The 16,936-nt window shown below is 73.7% G+C and carries 11 protein-coding genes; all 11 read left to right on the plus strand.

Annotated features, from left to right (window positions below; translation table 11 throughout):
• Positions 1-174 precede the first annotated feature (174 nt).
• The 11 genes from A3CE_RS0147280 to A3CE_RS52990 all read left to right on the plus strand — a co-directional run bounded on the left by A3CE_RS0147280 (position 175) and on the right by A3CE_RS52990 (position 16,931).
• Positions 175-603, plus strand: a complete 429-nt coding sequence (locus A3CE_RS0147280) for a cobalamin B12-binding domain-containing protein (RefSeq protein WP_020647138.1) — start codon at positions 175-177, stop codon at positions 601-603.
• Positions 600-1,868 carry a hypothetical protein gene (locus tag A3CE_RS0147285; protein ID WP_020647139.1) on the plus strand — a complete coding sequence of 423 codons (1,269 nt, stop codon included), beginning with the start codon at positions 600-602 and terminating at the stop codon, positions 1,866-1,868. The genes A3CE_RS0147280 and A3CE_RS0147285 overlap by 4 nt, the downstream gene beginning before the upstream one ends.
• Positions 1,865-2,860: an asparagine synthetase A gene (locus tag A3CE_RS0147290; protein ID WP_020647140.1), complete on the plus strand. Its 996-nt coding sequence runs from the start codon at positions 1,865-1,867 to the stop codon at positions 2,858-2,860. Before A3CE_RS0147285 ends, A3CE_RS0147290 begins: the two co-directional genes overlap by 4 nt.
• Positions 2,857-4,092, plus strand: coding sequence for a glutamate synthase-related protein (locus A3CE_RS52970; protein ID WP_020647141.1), 1,236 nt, complete (start codon positions 2,857-2,859; stop codon positions 4,090-4,092). Before A3CE_RS0147290 ends, A3CE_RS52970 begins: the two co-directional genes overlap by 4 nt.
• 81 nt (positions 4,093-4,173) lie before the next feature.
• Positions 4,174-8,883, plus strand: a complete 4,710-nt coding sequence (locus A3CE_RS53885) for a non-ribosomal peptide synthetase (protein ID WP_020647142.1) — start codon at positions 4,174-4,176, stop codon at positions 8,881-8,883.
• Positions 8,880-13,205 (plus strand): non-ribosomal peptide synthetase, encoded by a 4,326-nt coding sequence (locus A3CE_RS52980; RefSeq protein WP_020647143.1) that lies wholly within the window; start codon positions 8,880-8,882, stop codon positions 13,203-13,205. The genes A3CE_RS53885 and A3CE_RS52980 overlap by 4 nt, the downstream gene beginning before the upstream one ends.
• A gap of 15 nt (positions 13,206-13,220) precedes the next feature.
• Positions 13,221-13,415: an MbtH family protein gene (locus A3CE_RS0147310; protein ID WP_020647144.1), complete on the plus strand. Its 195-nt coding sequence runs from the start codon at positions 13,221-13,223 to the stop codon at positions 13,413-13,415.
• 10 nt (positions 13,416-13,425) lie between these two features.
• A complete protein-coding gene (locus tag A3CE_RS0147315) occupies positions 13,426-13,692 on the plus strand; it encodes a phosphopantetheine-binding protein (RefSeq protein WP_020647145.1) in 267 nt (88 codons plus the stop codon).
• The gene (locus A3CE_RS52985) at positions 13,689-14,447 is read left to right on the plus strand and encodes a thioesterase II family protein (RefSeq protein WP_020647146.1); all 759 of its coding nucleotides are present in this window, start codon (positions 13,689-13,691) and stop codon (positions 14,445-14,447) included. Before A3CE_RS0147315 ends, A3CE_RS52985 begins: the two co-directional genes overlap by 4 nt.
• A 79-nt stretch (positions 14,448-14,526) precedes the next feature.
• Complete coding sequence (locus A3CE_RS0147325) at positions 14,527-15,699, plus strand: cytochrome P450 (RefSeq protein ID WP_020647147.1); 1,173 nt, start codon at positions 14,527-14,529, stop codon at positions 15,697-15,699.
• Positions 15,700-15,722: 23 nt separating this feature from the next.
• A complete protein-coding gene (locus tag A3CE_RS52990) occupies positions 15,723-16,931 on the plus strand; it encodes an MFS transporter (protein ID WP_020647148.1) in 1,209 nt (402 codons plus the stop codon).
• The last annotated feature ends 5 nt before the right edge of the window (positions 16,932-16,936 follow it).

A 16,936-nucleotide genomic window follows, 5' to 3' on the forward strand; every position in this document is an offset into this window, starting at 1 on the left:
TGTGGTCGGATTAGTAACTATCGGCACAGTAAGCGGCGACGCGGCCGCGCGGCGGCAGGCGGTGCGGCAGTGCGGCGGCAGTTTCGGCGTCGCCGGTGTTCTCGCCGCACTTGCCGCAAGGACTGCCGCCCGAACTGCCGGTCGGGCCCCGGTTCCGCTCCTAGGTTCGGCATCGTGACTTCGGAACTTCGCCCGGTCGCGGTGGTCAGCAGCACGGCCTCCGACGCACACACGTGGAACCTCGTGTACCTGCAGCTTTTGCTGGAAGAACTCGGCTTCGCGGTTTCGAACCTCGGCGCGTGCGTCCCGGACGACCTGGTGGTCGGCGAGTGCCGCCGGCTGGGGCCGGACGTGGTGGTGATCAGCACCGTCAACGGGCACGGCCACGCCGACGGCCTGCGGCTGGCACCCCGGCTGCGGGCGCTGCCCGAACTGGCCGGCACGGCGCTGGTCATCGGCGGGAAGCTCGGCGTCGACGGCACCCGCGGCGCGGCCGGTGAGCTCCGGCTGTGCGCGGCCGGGTTCGACCGCGTCTTCGGCGACGGCGACATCGGGGCCTTCCGCCGGTACCTCGCCGCTCTCGCCGTGGGGGTGGCGTCGTGACGGTGCCGTTCGGGGCGTTCGTCGCCCGGGAGCACGCGGCGGGCCGCCTGGTCGTCCAGCCGCGGATGGGGTTCGCGACGCCGTCGGCCATGCGGGCCGGCCTGCTGGGCACCCGCGCGGCCGCGGCCACCACGGTCGGCACCTTGACCCTCGACAGCTACACCCGCGTCGGCGATCTCGCCGCGGCGGCCCGGGCGCTGGCCGAAGGCACTCCGCTCAACGGGTTCCCGCTCGTCACGCACGGCCCGGAGGTGACCCGCGCGATGCTCGACGGCGTGGTCGGCCCGGAGTTCCCGGTGCAGGTGCGGCACGGTTCGGCCCGGCCGCGGGACATCGTCGGGACGCTGGTCGCGTCCGGTCTCGACGCGACCGAGGGCGGGCCGGTGTCGTACTGCCTGCCCTACAGCCGGACCCCGCTGCGGACGGCCGTGCGGCACTGGGTGGCGGCCTGCGACCGGCTGACGGCGGTGGACGGCGTACCGCACCTGGAGACCTTCGGCGGCTGCATGCTGGGCCAGCTCTGCCCGCCGAGCATGCTGGTCGCGATCAGCGTGCTGGAGGCGATGTTCTTCGCCCGCCACGGCATCCGCAGCGTCTCGCTGAGCTACGCGCAGCAGACCGACCCGGCGCAGGACGAGGAGGCGGTGCGGGCGCTGCGCCGGCTGGCCGCGCGGCACCTGCCCGGTGTCGAGTGGCACGTGGTGCTCTACGCCTACATGGGCGTCTACCCGCGGACGCCGGACGGTGCCGCCCGGTTGCTGGCGTCCGCCGCGCGGCTCGCGGTGCGGTCCGGCGCGGCCCGCTTGATCGTGAAGACGGCCGCCGAAGCCCACCGGATCCCGACCGTCCAGGAGAACGTCGACGCGCTCGAACTCGCCGCGCGCGTCGCAGCCGAAACCCCGCGGGCGGGAGCCGAAGCCCCCGGCACCGGTCTGCACGAAGAGGCGTCGACGCTGGTCGAAGCCGTCCTGGACCTCGGCGACGACCTCGCCGGAACGTTGCCGGCCGCGTTCGCCCGCGGCCTGCTCGACATCCCCTATTGCCTGCACCCGGACAACGCCGGCCGGGCACGCAGCTACCTCGACGCCGCCGGCCGCCTGCAGTGGGCGGACACCGGCGGCCTGCCGATCCGGCCGCCGGCTCGCGGCGTGCGGCCGTCCCGGACCGGCTCGGCGGAGCTGTTGTCCGCGCTGTGCCACGTGGAGCGGAAGTTCGACACGCCCCGGCCCGCCCGGGCCGGGGCCGGACCCGGAGGAGCGCTATGAACGACACCTACGACGGGGAGCTGCCACCGCCGCTGCCCGTGCACCTCGCCTCACCCGTCACCCAGAGCGCGCTGCGCGTGCAGCACCAGGTGCTGGTCGCGGTCCGCGAGTTCCTCGGCGGCGAGGGGTTCACCGAACTGCTGCCGCCGGTGATCGGCCCGGTGACCGACCCCGGCGTCCGCGGCTCGAAGCAGCTGGACGTCGACTACTACGGCCACCGCTACAAGCTGATGACCAGCGGGATCCTCTACAAGCAGGCATCGCTGCTCGGCTTCGGGAAGATCTTCTACATCGCGCCCAACGTCCGCGCGGAGCCGGTGGAGACGTGCTCGACGCGGCGGCACCTCGCGGAGTTCCACCAGATCGACGTCGAGCTGGCGGGCGCGAGCCGGGCGCAGGCCCAGGACGTCGCCGAACGGCTGCTGACGCACGTCGTGAAGCACGTGCTGGCGACGGTCCCCGGCGAGCTGACCGGGCTGGGCCGGGATCTCACGACGCTGGCCGGCGTCCTGTCCGGGACGTTCGGCCGCATGACGCACGCCGCCGCCGTCGCCCGGCTGCACGAGCTGGGCCACCCGCAGAGCCCGGACGCGGAGATCGACTGGACCGGCGAGGAACTGCTGTCCCGGACCACCGGACGCCCGTTCTTCGTCGACGACTACCCGAAGGGCTCTCGCGGTTTCTACGACCGGGAAAGCACGACCGAACCCGGCATCCTCCGCAACTTCGACCTCCTCGCGCCCGGCGGGTTCGGCGAACTGGCCAGCGGCAGCGAACGGGAGTCCGACTACGCCCGGATCGTCACGCGGATGCGCGAGACGGGGGAGAACCCGGCCAAGTACGGCTGGTACCTCGACATGGTCCGCGAAGGCATCCCCGCCAGCGCGGGCTTCGGGCTGGGCCTGGAGCGGCTCGTCCGGTTCCTCACCGGGCTCGACGCGGTGTGGCGGGTCAACGCCTACCCGAAGGTCCCCGGGCTGGTGGCGCCGTGAGGGCCGCCGGCTTTCCCGAGGCCGCCGTCCGGGACCGCGCCGCGCGGGGTGCCGCCGCGGTGTTCCCGGCCGAGTCCGCCTACGGCAACGAGGTGTTCGGTGCCGCGGCCGCCGATGGTGACGAGCTGGACCGGGCCAGGCTGGTGCCGCCGGTGTTCGTGCCGCTGCGGCTGGAGAAGCTGATCGAGCTGGGCCGAGAGCCACTGTTCACCGACGTCGACCTGGCCACCGTGATCGGCGGGTTCGCCTCGCCGCTGCCGCTGCTGCTCTCGGCGTTCGGGTCGACGCGGCTCGGCGGCGGCGACCTCGCGATGGCGGCGTCCCGGCAGGCCGGGCGGCTCGGCATCCCGATGGTGCTCGGCGAGAACGTCGTGCCGGTCAACGGGTACGCGAACGCCCTGCTCATCCGCGTCCGGGCCTACGCCGGCGAGGTGCCCGACGGGCTCGGCGGCGTCGTGGTCCAGCAGAGCACCGAGGACGCCGACGCCGAGGTCTGGAACCTCGTGTACAGCGATCCCTCGGCGTCGCCGCTGCTCGACGGGGGACGGCTCGGGTTCGAGCTGAAGGTGGGGCAGGGCGCCAAACCGGGCCTCGGCGGGATGACGCTGCTGGACGCGGCCGCGGCGGCGCGCGTCGACGGCCAGTACGCGCTCACCGACATCGGCTCGGCTGAACACACCCTGCGTTCCGGCAGTCCCGGCACCTTCACCGGCGAGATCCTGCGCCAGCAGATCCGCTTGATGCGCAACAACTTCCCGCGCGCCCGGGTCTGGGTGAAGCTGCCGCCTGGCCGGGACGTCGCCGAGGCCGCCCGGGTCGCGTGGGCGGCGGGCGCGGACGCGGTCACCGTCGACGGCGCGGAAGGCGGGACGGGCTGGGCGCCCACCGCCTTCCTCGGCCACGTCGGGCTGCCGCTGGCCGAGTGCCTGCGCCGGATCGGGCCGCCGGAGGGCTGCCTGCTCGCCGGCGGCCGGATGTGGGAAGGCACGCGGGTGGTCAAGGCCCTCGCGCTGGGCGTTCGCGCGGCGGCGCTCGGCCGGGCAGCACTGGTCGCGGTGGACGAAGACCGCTCGCACGGCCTGGAGCGGCTGGTGGCGGCGCTGGCGCTGGAAGCCCGGCTGCTGATCAGCGCGCTGGGCAAGTACCGCCCGGACGCGCTGGCGGCCGACGACGTCTGGCCTGCCGGGCAACTGCCGCTTCAGCTGCCGGTCGAGGCCGTTCCCACCGCTTAGATTTTCCTCAGTGGCACGGGGTTACCCGGGCCCAGCAGGTTCCGTGTCCGTCCTTTGTGGTCAGTTCGGGGTGAGCCCAGCATGTCGGTGCAGGACGAGAAACCGGCCGTGACGATCGATTCCTTCGACCTCGGCGAGCTGACCGGCCCGCCGGTCGCGGTGCCGGTGCGCGTCGCGCGGATCGCGGCCCGGTGGCCGGACCGCCCGGCGCTGCGCCGCGGCGACCGCGTGCTCACCTACGGCGGGCTCGAGGAGCTGGTCGCGGCCGTGGCGGCCCGGCTGGCCGCCGCGGGCGCGGCGCCGGGTGACGTGGTCGCGGTGCGCGGCACGGACCGCTTCGACCAGGTCACCGGCCTGCTGGCGGTCTGGCGGGCCGGCGGCGTGCACCTGGCGCTGGACCCGGCGGCGCCCGCCGGGCGCACCGAGCGGCTGATCGAGCGGGCCGGGGTCCGGCTCCTGTTGGACGGCGGCGAGGTGAAGGTCCTGAAGCCGGCAAGTGTCGCCGCGCCCGTGACTGGTGAGCAGCTCGCCTACCTCATCCACACCTCGGGCACCACCGGCGAACCGAAGGCGGTCGCCGTGGCGCACGGGCCGCTGGCCGCGCACGTCGAGGCGATCTCCGCCCGCTTCGGCCTTCGCGCCGACGACGTCGTGCTGCACTTCGCGCGGTCCACAGTGGATGTCGCCGTCGAGCAGATCACCACCGCGCTGACCACCGGGGCCTGCCTCGTCGTCCCGGAGGCGAAGCTCCTGTCCGCCGAGGAGTTCTGGCAGCTGCTCGAAACCGAACGGGTCACCGTCGCGAACGTCGCCGCCGGCTACTTCCACGACCTCGTCGCCTCGATCGGCGCCGGCCGCGCGGTGCCGCCGTCGCTGCGGACGATGATCTCCGGCAGCGACCGGCTCTCCCCGGCCGCGGCCGCGACCTGGCTGGAGCGTACCGGTGTCCGGCTGTTCAACGCCTACGGCCCGACGGAAGCCGTGATCACCGCCACCGTGCACGAAGTCCGGCCCGGCAAGGGAGTCACCGTCGGCGCCCCGGTCGGCGACCGGATCGCCCACCTGCTCGACGAGCACCTGCGGCCCGTCGACGAAGGCGAGCTGTACCTGGGCGGCTCCTCCCTCGCGGCCGGGTACCTCGGCGACGGCGGCCGCACCGCCGAGCGCTTCGTGCCGGACCCGTTCACGGGCGCCCGGATGTACCGCACCGGCGACCGCGCCCGCCGCACCGCGGACGGCGAACTGGAGTTCCTCGGCCGCGCCGACGACCAGGTGAAGATCCGCGGTTTCCGCGTCGAGCCCGGCGAGGTGGAGAACGCTCTGGCCGCGCACCCGGCCGTCGCCGCCTGCGCGGTCGTGCCCCACGAGTCCGCGAACGGCACCCAGCTCGCCGCATACGTCGTCGCCAAGGCCGAACCGCCCGGCTATCCGGAAATCCGGGACTTCCTCGCGAAATCCCTGCCGGAACACCTGATCCCCGCCAGCGTGACGCCCCTCGAACAGCTGCCGCTGACCGCCGCCGGCAAGGTCGACCGCGCCGCCCTGCCGGAACCGGCTCGCGTCGAAACCGGCTACCGGGCCCCGCGCACCCCGGCCGAGCAGCTGCTCGCCGCCATCTGGGCCGACGTCCTCGGCGTACCGCGCGTCGGCCTCGACGACAACTTCTTCCACCTCGGCGGCGACTCGCTCACCGCGGTCCGCGTGGCCGGGCGCGTGCTCGAAGTGTTCGGCCCGGTTTCGCCGTACCGCATCTTCGACGCGCCGACCCTCGAGAGCTTCGCCGCCGCGCTGCATGAAAGCGCCGGTGAAGAACGTCCCGGCCCGGTCCGCACCCCGGCCGCCGAAGCCCCGCTCTCGCGGTTCCAGCGCGGGCTCTGGCTGCTCGACGCCTGGCAGCCGGGCACGTCCACCTACAACGTGCCCTGGGTGTTCGACTTCACCGGCCTGCTGGACGGAGACCTGCTGAAAACCGCGCTCCAGCAGGTCGTCGACCGCCACGAGACCCTGCGCACGACGTTCGAGGTCACCGGAACCCTGCCGCGCCAGGTGATCCACCCGCGGCTCGAGGTGCCGTTCCGGATCACCGAGGCCGCCGACCCGGCCGGGCTGATCGCGGCCGACGCCCGGACGCCGTTCGACCTCGAAACCGGGCCGCTGCTGCGGGCGCGCCTGGTCCGGACGTCGGCCACGACCGCGAGCCTGGTGCTCGTCTTCCACCACATCGTCTGGGACGAAGGCTCCCTCGCCGTGCTCGACCGCGAGCTGCGCGAGTGCTACACCGCGCTGCTCGAAGGCCGCGCGCCGCGGCTGCCGGACCTGGCCGTCCAGTACGCCGACTATGCGAAGTGGTTGCAGGACAACGGGATCGCCGAGACGCAGCTCGCCTACTGGGCCGAGCACCTGCGCGGCGTGGCGGACCGCCCGGCGCTGGCGCCCGATCACCCGCGACCCGCCGAACCGGCGCAGATCTGCGGCTACCACCGCTTCGCGTTCGACGCCGGCCTCGCCGCCGCGGTCCGGGAGTTCGCGCGGGACGCCGACGCCACGCCGTTCATGGTGCTGCTGGCCGGGCTGGTCCTGGCCGTGCACCGGACCGGCGGCGCGGACGACCTCGTGTTCGGCACCCCGGTCAGCGTCCGCGAACGCCCCGAGCTCGACGCGCTCATCGGCTACTTCATCACGCTCGTGCCGCTGCGGTTCCGCATCGAGCCCGAGGCGACCCTGCGGGACGTGCTCGAACACGTCCGCGGCGTTGCCCTCGACGGCTACCGCCACCAGGACGTTCCCCTCGAAGAGATCACGAGCCGGGTGCTGGGGGAGCGGTCGGGTGAGCGGAACCCGCTGTTCCAGCTGGTCTTCGAGATGCACACGGCCGACCCGAGCCCGCTGCCGTTCGGCGAGGCGCGGCTGTCGAGGCGGCTGCACGTCAACGAGCTGTCCCGGTTCGACCTGTCGTGGTCGGTCGAGGACGACGGGACCGGCTTCACCGGGCGGATCGAGTACGACACCGACTTGTTCGAAGCCGCGACCCTCGCGGCGCTCGGCGAGGCCTGGCGGACGGCGGTGACCGACCTGGTCACCGACCCGGACGGCCTCCTCCGGGCGCCGGTCGCCGCCGGCCCGGACCTGCCGGTGCACGAGCTGTTCGAACGGCAGGTCCGCCGGAGCCCGGCCGCCGTCGCCCTGGTCTCCGGCGACGACGAACTGACCTACGCGGAGCTGAACGCGCGGGCCAACCGCGTCGCCCGGCGCCTGCGCGCCCACGGCGTGACCGCGGGTGCGGTGGTCGCCGTGTCGATCGAGCGTGACACCGATCTGGTGGTGGCGTTGCTGGGCGCGCTCAAGGCCGGCGCCGGGTACACGCTGCTGGACCCGGAACTGCCCGAAGCCCGCCGAGCGGACGCGATCGCCGCGGTCCAGGCCCGCCTGGTCGTGGACCGCGAGTTCGTCGCGGCGGCCGAAGGAGCCGAAGGCGACCTCGGCCTTCCCGTCACGGCCGAGGCGGTCGCGTGCGTGATGTTCACGTCGGGGTCGACCGGACGGCCGAAGGGCGTCGCCGCGTCGCACCGCGCCCTCGCCGCGACGTACCTGGACCAGGACTACGCGCTGTTCGCGCCCGGTGAGGTGTGGCTGCAGTGCTCGCCGGTGTCCTGGGACGCCTTCGGCCTGGAGGTGTATGGCCCGCTCCTGTTCGGCGGCACCTGCGTGCTGCACCCGGGCCAGCGGCCGGACCCCGAGACGATGACCGGGCTCGTCGCCCGGCACGGCGTCACGCAGCTGCAGCTGTCGGCCAGCCTGTTCAACTTCCTCGTCGACGAGTTCCCCGCGATCTTCGCCGGCCTGCGCGTGGTGTTCACCGGCGGTGAGCGCGCCTCGGTGGCGCACGTGGCGCGGCTGCGCGAGCGGTACCCGCACGTGCGGATCGTCAACGGCTACGGGCCGGTCGAGAGCATGGGCTTCACCACCTGCCACGTCGTCGCCGACGCCGACCTGAGCACGCCGTCGATCCCGATCGGCGTCCCGGTCGCGCACAAGGACGTCCGCGTGCTCGACGACGGCTTCCGGCCGTCGGCCGAAGGGGAGCTGTACGCGACCGGCGACGGGCTGGCCCTCGGGTACGTTGGCCAGCCGGGCCTGACCGCGGAACGGTTCCTGCCCGACCCGCTCGGCCCACCCGGCTCGCGGATGTACCGCACGGGCGACGTCGGCGGCCGGACGCCGGCGGGCACGCTGACCATCACCGGGCGCGCCGACGACCAGGTGAAGATCCGCGGCTTCCGGGTCGAGCCCGGCGAGGTCGCCGCCGCGCTGGCGCGGCACCCGAGTGTCAAGGACTGCGCCGTGGTCGCGCACGCCGGCGGGCTCGCGGCCTACCTCGTCGCCCGGGACACCCCGCCCGGCTACCAGGACGTCTGCGACCACCTCGCCACGCTGCTGCCGGACTACATGATCCCGGCGAGCGTCACCGCGCTCGGCACGCTTCCCTTGACACCCAACGGAAAGCTGGACCGCGCCGCGCTGCCGTCCCCGGAGAGCGTCGTGGTGGTGGTGCCGGCCGAGCCGGCCGTCACCGCGGCCGAACGGCTGGTCGCGGCGGTGTGGGCCGAGGTGCTCGGAGTCGACGCGGTCGGCATGGACGACAGCTTCTTCCGGCTCGGCGGCAACTCCCTGGCCGCGGTCCGCGTCGCCCTGCGCCTGTCCACCGAGACCGGCACCCGGGTCGCGCCGCGGCTGGTGTTCGCGGCCAGGACCGTCCGCGCGCTGGCCCAGCGGCTGGAGGTGCGGGCATGACCGGCCGCACCTCTCCGGTTTCCGGGCTCCAGCGCGGCCTGTGGTTCCTCGATCGCTGGAACCCTGGCTCCGCCGCCTACACCGTGCCCTGGGTGTTCACCTTCGACGCAGCCGTCGACCCGGACGTCCTCGAGCGGAGCATCGCCGGGATCGTCCGGCGGCACGAAGTCCTGCGCACCACGTTCTCCTTCGGCCCCGACGGTCCACAGCAGACGGTCCACGACGACGTCCGGATCCCGCTGGACCGGGGTGAGCCCGAGCTGACCGCCGGGTTCGACCTCACCACCGGGCCGCTGCTGCGCGCGACGCTGGTGGACGCGACGACGCTGGTCCTCGTCGTGCACCACATCGTCTGGGACGGCTGGTCGGCCGGGGTGTTCGAGCGGGAGCTGGCGGAGTTCTACACCGCGGCCGTCGAAGGCCGCGAGCCCGTGCTGCCCGAGCTGACCACCCAGTACGCCGGCTACGCCGCCGAGGCCGTGGTTCATGACGACCAGCTGGCCTACTGGCGCGAGCAGCTCCAGGGCGCACCCGGACGCCTCGCGGTGCCCACCGACCGGGAAGCGCCCGCACAGCAGGACTTCGCCGGGGACACCCGGGAGTTCGCGCTCCCGGCCGGGCTCGCGGCCCGGATCGGCGAGCTGGCGGCCGAGGAGGACGCGACGCCGTTCGTCGTCCAGCTGGCCGCGTTCGCCGCGCTCCTGAACCGCTACACCGGCGCGGCCGACCTGGTCGTCGGCACCCCGGTGACCACCCGCGACCGGCCGGAGCTGGCCGACCTGATCGGCTACTTCGTCAACATCCTGCCGCTGCGGCTGAAGATCGACCGCGCGGCGAGCTTCCGCGACCTCGTGGAGCACGTGCGTGACACCGCGTTCGACGCTTACGCCTGCCTGGACGTGCCGTTCGACGTCGTGGTCGACGCGCTGGCCCTCGAACGCACGCCCCGGCACGCACCGCTGGTGCAGGTCGTCTTCGGCGCGCACGCCGAAGACCCCGCGCCGCTGCGGTTCGGGCCCCTCACCGCGACCCGGCGGGTGCACCACAACGGCACCAGCAAGTTCGACTTCACGTGGTCCACCTTCGACGACGGCGAGCTGCGCGGCGAGGTCGAGTACCGCACGAGCCTGTTCGACGCCGCCACGGTGGACCGGATGACCACGCACTGGCGGGCCCTGCTGACCGCCGTGCTGTCCGAACCGGACAGTCCACTGTGGAAGATCGACCTGGAGCCGGTGTGGCCGGTGGCCGTCACTGCCAGTCAGCCGCGGTGCCTGCACGAATCCTTCGAGGACTCGGTGGACCGGTTCCCGGGCCGCCCCGCGGTGACCTTCGGCGGCGCGAGCGTCACCTACGCCGAGCTGGACCGGCGGGCCAACCGGCTCGCGCACGCCCTGATCGAGGCCGGCGTCCGGCCCGGCGACCGGGTCGGCCTGCTGCTGGACCGGACCGACGCGATCGTCGTGGCCATCCTGGCCGTGCTGAAGGCCGGTGCCGCGTACGTGCCGGTCGACCCGGCCGCCCCGGACGACCGCGCCGCGTTCGTCTTCGGCGACACCGGGGTGCGGCTGGTCGTCACCGACCAGGGCACCGACGGGCCGTGGCCGGTGTTCGACCTCGCCAGGGACGTCTCCGCGTACTCGGCGGACCGGCCGCGGGTGCCGGTCCGGCCCGGCGATCTGGCGTACCTGATCTTCACCTCCGGCTCGACGGGCCGGCCCAAGGGCGTCGCCGTGGCCCACGAGCACGCCGGACGGCTGATGGCGTCCGGGCACGCGCACTTCGGGTTCACCGAGACCGACGTCTGGACGCTGTTCCACTCCTACGCCTTCGACTGGACGGTCTGGGAGCTGTGGGGACCGCTGCACCACGGCGGCCGGCTGGTCCTCGTGCCCTACCTCGTCAGCCGGTCGCCGGAGGCGTTCACCGCGCTGCTCGCGGACGAAGGCGTGACCATGCTCTGCCAGACACCCTCGGCCCTGCGTCAGCTCGAAACCGAGCTTCGGACGACACCTCGCGCGTTGCCGGCGTTGCGGCAGGTGATGCTCGGCGGCGAGGCACTGGACCCGGCGGTGGTCCGCCGCTGGTTCGCGCACGCGTCGTCCGCGCCGCTGTGCAACCTGTACGGCATCACCGAGACCACCGTGCACGTCACCACCCACGACGTGCCCGGGCCGGCCGGGTTCGAGCGCAGCCTGATCGGCACGCCGTTGCCGCACCTGAGCGCCCACGTGCTCGACGAGTGGCTGCGGCCGTGCCCGGCCGGGGTGCCGGGGGAGCTGTACATCGGGGGCGGCGCGCTCGCCCACGGCTACTGGGGCCGGGCGGGGCTCACCGCACAGCGCTTCCTGCCCGACCCGTTCTCGCCCGTGCCGGGCGCCCGGCTCTACCGCACCGGCGACGTCGCGCGCCGGCTCGCGGGCGGTGGCCTGGAGTACGTCGGCCGGTGCGACAGCCAGGTCAAGATCCGCGGCTTCCGCATCGAGCTCGGCGAAATCGAGCACGCGCTGGGCGCGCACCCCGCGGTCGGGGCCTGCGCGGTCACCGTGCACGACGACCGGCTGGCCGCCTACGTCACCGGCGGCCCCGATCACGCCGAACTGCGGGCACACCTGGCGAAGTCGTTGCCGGAGCACATGATCCCGGCGACGGTGACCGTGCTCGACCGGCTGCCCGTCACGGTCAACGGAAAGCTGGACCGGGCGGCGCTGCCGGCGCCCGCGCCACGGGCGGCGAACGCGTACACCGCGCCGAGCACGCCGGGGGAGCGGCTGCTCACCGAGCTGTGGTCGGACGTGCTGGGCGTCCCGGGCGCCGGGGTGCACGACAACTTCTTCCACCTGGGCGGCGACTCCATCCGCGCGGTGCACCTGGCGGGCAAGCTGCGGGACCGCGGCTGGACGTTCACCCTGCCGGACCTGTTCGGCGCGCCGACGCCGGCCGCCCTCGCGCCGCTGCTGAAGCCGTGTGCCGGGGAAACCCCGGCGTCCCGGCCGTTCGCCGGACTGTCCGAAAAGGACCTGGCGAAGCTGCCCGGCGACGTCGTCGACGCCTATCCGATGGCCGCGATGCAGCTCGGGATGATCTACCACATGGAGCTGTCCGGCGACGCCGGCGGCTACCACAACGTCAACAGCTACCGGGTCGCCGGCCGCCTCGACGAACGCGCCCTGCGCGCGGCGGTCGCCGGGGCGATCGCCCGGCACCCGGTGCTGCGGACGACGTTCGACGTGATCGGCTACCGGCAGCCGATGCAGCTCGTGCACGCCGAAGCCCCGGCACCGGTGGAAACGGCCGACTTGCGAGGTCTTTCCGAAGCCGCGCAACGGGACGCGGTGACCGAGGTGTTCGACGGACTGTGCGCGGTGCGCTTCGACCTGCGTACCCCGCCGCTGTTCCGGGTCGTGGCCCAGCGCCTGGCCGACGACGTGTTCCAGCTGACCATCGCCGAGCACCACTCCATTTTGGACGGCTGGAGCTTCACGTCCCTGCTCACCGAGATCCTGGAACGGCACGCCGACCCGGACGCGCCGCCCGCCCCGCCACCCGCGTCGACGTTCCGCGACTTCGTCGCCGCCGAACAGGCCGCGGTGGCGTCGGCGGAGAGCGAACGGTTCTGGCGGGACCGCCTCACCGGCGCGAACGGCGCCCTCTGGTCGTCCGGGACGGACTCGGCGGCCGCGACGGCGGAGATCCCGCGCACCCTCGAGCGCGTGCTGCCGGACGCCCCGGCCCAGCTCGCCGCGATCGCGGCGGCGGCAGGCGTCCCGGTCAAGGCCGTCGGCCTGGCCGCGCACGTGCGGGCGCTGGCCCGGATCACCGGCCGCGACCGCGTCACCACCGGGCTTTCGGTGAACGGACGGCTGGAGGAGCGCAGCGGCACCGAGGCCTACGGGTTGTTCCTCAACACCGTGCCGCTGGTCGTGGACTGCACCGAGCGTGACCTGGTGCGCTCGGTCCACGAGGACGAGGTCGCGTTGCTGCCGCACCGCCGGGTGCCGTTCGCGCGGCTCGCCCGGCTCATGGCCGGCCCGCGGCTCGAAGCGTGCTTCGCGTTCCTGCGGTTCCACGCCCTCGGACGGCTCGCGGGCTCGGCCACCAGCATCGTCGACGACCGGATCGGCTGCGAGCCGGACATGCGCTACGAGCCGACCAACTTCGCGCTCGGCGTCGCGCTGGTGCAGGACCCGGCGTCGGGCCGGATCCTGCTGGCCGTGGACCACCTGCGGTCCCTCGTCCCGGACGAGGTCGCGGACGCCTATGTCACCGCCTACACCGAAGAACTCGCCGCGCTCGTCGCGGACAGCCGTCAGCTCATCTGAGGAAAGGAATCCACTGTGGACGCGTTCAAGGACTTCACCGTCGTCGTCAACGACGAGGAGCAGTATTCGATCTGGCCGGCCGAGCTGGCCGTGCCCGCCGGCTGGCAGCCGGCCGGGAAGAGCGGGACCCGCGAGGAGTGCGTGGCCTGGGTCGACGAGATCTGGACCGACATCCGCCCGAAGAGCCTGCGCGTCGCGCTCGGGGTCTGAGGTGACCGGGATGCTGGAGACGATCGCCGCGGTCTGGGCCGAGGAACTGGACGTGGCTCAGGTCCGGCCGCAGGACGGGTTCTTCGAGCTGGGCGGGCATTCGCTGACCGCGTTGCGCGTGGTGTACCGGGTGCGGGACGAGTTCTCGGTGGACCTGTCGCTGCGTGACCTGATGGCGTCGCGCACCCTCGCGGACTTCGTTTCGACGGTTCGCGCGGCGGCCGAGACACCGGCGCGGCCCGTGGTCGCGCTGGTGGGCCGCCGGGGGACGCGGTGACGCTCGCGGCGAGTCCCCGGCCGGCGATCGCGGGCGACTGGTGCTACCGGCCGCACCCGCTGCCGGCCGGGACACCGCAGGTCGTCTGCTTCCCGCACGCGGGCGGCGACGTCACGGCGTTCGCCGGGCTGGCCGCGGCGCTGGCCCCGGAGCGGGAGGTCTGGGCGATCCGCCTGCCCGGCCGCGGCGGCCGGTTCGGCGACCCGATGCCGGGCTCCTTCACCGCACTGGTGTCGGCGGTCGTCGCCGGGCTTTCCCCGCACCTGCGGCCGGGATCGCTGTTCTATGGCCAGAGTTTCGGTGCGTTGCTGGCGTACGAAGTCGCCCGCGGCCTGCCTGCCGGGCGGCGTCCCCGGATCGTGGTCCCGGCGTGCGCGCCTCCGCCGCCCGCGTGGCCGGGTCCGACCCCGCCGACTTCGGAGGGTGCTTCGGACTTACTCGAGAGGTGCGGCCTGGCCACGGCCTTGCCGGACGACGCGGCGATCCGCGAACTGGCGGTGTCGGCGATCCGGACGGACCTGACGGTCTGCCGCAGCTACCGCCACCGGCCGGATCCGGTGCCGGACTTCCCCATCCACGCGGTGGCCGGAGCGGCCGACCGGGCGCTGCCGCCGGCCGTGGTCGCGGGCTGGGTCGCGGCCACGACCGGCCGCTTCACCACCTCGACCGAGGACGGCGGCCACCTGCTCGCCACACCCCTGTCCGACGGCCCGGCCACCCTGCTCCGCGCCCTGCACCTTTCCCCAAGTCCGTGAATGGCACATCGAGAGACTCTACGTCCCTCAATGTGCCATTCACGGACCTGGACCGTCGTAGCTGCCCGAGGAGGCATCCGTGACCACCGCCACCGTCGACCTGACCGATCCCGGGCTGTGGGCCCGGCCCGATGCCGGCGGCATCGTCGCCGCCCTGCGGGCGCAGGCCCCGGTCCACCGCACCGAAACCGCGCTCGACGGGCCCGTCTGGTCCGTGCTCGGCTACGAACTCGGCTCCCGTGTCCTCACCGACTCGGCCGGCTTCAGCTCCACCGGCGGCTCGCTGCTCGGGACCGGCGGCACCCCGGCCGGCTCCGGCAAGATGATGGCGCTGTCCGACGGGCCGCGGCATCGCGAACTCCGCGCCCCCGTCCTGCCGTACTTCTCGCCCAAGGGCGTGCGCGGCGCGGCCCAGAGCATCACCGAGCTGGCGGCTAAAGTCATCAGCGACGCTGTCGAGCGCGGCGAGGTGGACCTCGTCGACGTCCTCGCCACCGTGCCGCTCGTCGTCATGTGCGACCTGCTCGGCATCCCGGGCGACGACCGCGACCTGGTCGTCTCCGTCTGCGACGAAGCCTTCCTCGCCCAGACGCCGGACGCGCGCCGCGCCGGGCACCAGAAGCTCCTGCCGTACCTGCTCGAGAAGGTCGTCCGGCGCCGCAAGCGGCCCGAAGGCGACCTGATCAGCACCCTGGCCACGCACCGGATCAACGGCAGGCTGCTGCCGATCGAAGACGTCGTGCTCAACCTCGACAACATCGTCGTGGGCGGGGTACAGACCGTGCGGCACACCGCGGCGATGAGCGTCTGGGCGCTGATGAACCACCCGGACCAGTGGCAGGCCTTGGCCGGCGGCGCCGACCTCGACCTGGCCACCGACGAGCTGCTGCGGTTCACCTCGGTCGGCCTGCACGTGCTGCGCACCGCCACGAAACAGGTCGAGCTCGGCGGGCACGTCGTCGAGCCGGGGGACAAGGTCGCCGTCTGGACCTGGTCGGCCGACCACGACCCGGCCGTGTTCGACCGGCCGGACGAACTGGTGCTCGACCGATCCCCGAACCGGCACCTCGCCCTCGGCGTCGGCGCGCACTACTGCATCGGTGCGCCGCTGGCGAAAGCCGAGCTCAAGGCGATCTACACCGCCCTGCTCGACCAGGTCGCCGAGCTGGAACCCACCGGCGACCCGGTGCACAACCGCTCGATCATCAACTTCGGCTTCGACCACCTCCCGGTGCGCCTGCGGGCCCGCTGAGCGCGACGGAACGGACATCAGCCATGACGACGACACAAGCGCCGCCGCGGCCTGCCGCGCTGTGGGGCCGGGTCGGCCTGCTGCTCACCGGCCAGGGCGTCTCCCTGATCGGCGACCAGGTGTTCTTCATCGCCGCCGTCTGGGCCGCCGCCCAGCTCGGCGGCACGGCCGCGGTCACCTGGGTGACCCTGGCCGAATCGGTGCCGCGGGCGCTGGCGATGATCTTCGGCGGCGTGATCTGCGACGCCTTCGGTCCCCGCGCGGTCCTGCTGCGCACCACCTCGGTGCGGATCGCCGTGCTGGCCGTCTCGGTCGTCGTCGCGCTGTCCGCGCAGTCGGTGCCGCTGCTGGTCGTCGTGGCCGCGCTCGAAGGCGCGATGCTGGGCCTGGGCTCGCCGTCGTTCGGCACGCTGATGCCGCGCATGGTGCCGAAGGACCGGCTGAGCACGGCGAACTCGGTGCGCACCATGGTCGCGCGGTTCGCCCCGATCCTCGGGTCGCCGTTCGGGGCCTGGCTGGTCGCGGCCGGGCACCTCGGGATCGCGCTGGCGGTGGTCTGCGCCGGCTGCGTGGTTTCCCTGGTCTGCCTGGCCCCGGCGACGAAGGCGATCGACGCGCCGCGGACGATCTCGAACGTCCCGCTGTGGCGCCGGTCCGGCGACGGCGTCAAGCTGCTGCGGGCCGACCGGCGGCTGCGGCTGCTGTTCCTTTCCGGGCTGTGCCTGGACTTCGCCTTCGCGTGGCCGATGAACCCCGGCCTGCCCGAGGTGGTCATCGAGCGCGGCTGGGCGGTGTCCGCCGTCGGCCTCCTCATCGCCTGCTGGGCGGCGGGCGCGCTGGTGTCCGCCGGGCTCGGCGCGCTGCTCGGCGACCGCGTGCCGATGTCGGTGCGGCTCGTCGGCAGCGGGATCGGGATCGCCGTCCTGCTGCTCGGCATGGTCCTCGTGTCGTCCCTGCCCGCGATGGCCGCGATGGCCGTCGCGCTGGGCGTGTGCTCCGGCCAGAACGGCCCGGCCGCGGTGACGCTCTACCAGCAGGCCGCGCCCGCCGACCGGCTCGGCGTGGCCATGTCGATGGTTTCGCTGTCCGGCATCGGCTGCGCGCCGCTGGCCTACGCGGTTTCCGGCGCCATCGCCAGTTTCACCACCCCCGTCGTCGCCTGGATCTGCAGCGCCCTGCTCGCCTTCGGCGGGCCGGTGGCGGCGGCCCGGGCCCTGCGCCTGCCCGAGTGAAGGGA

Origin of the sequence: Amycolatopsis balhimycina FH 1894, assembly GCF_000384295.1 — a bacterium.
In the GTDB taxonomy this organism is placed as follows: Bacteria; Actinomycetota; Actinomycetes; order Mycobacteriales; family Pseudonocardiaceae; genus Amycolatopsis; species Amycolatopsis balhimycina.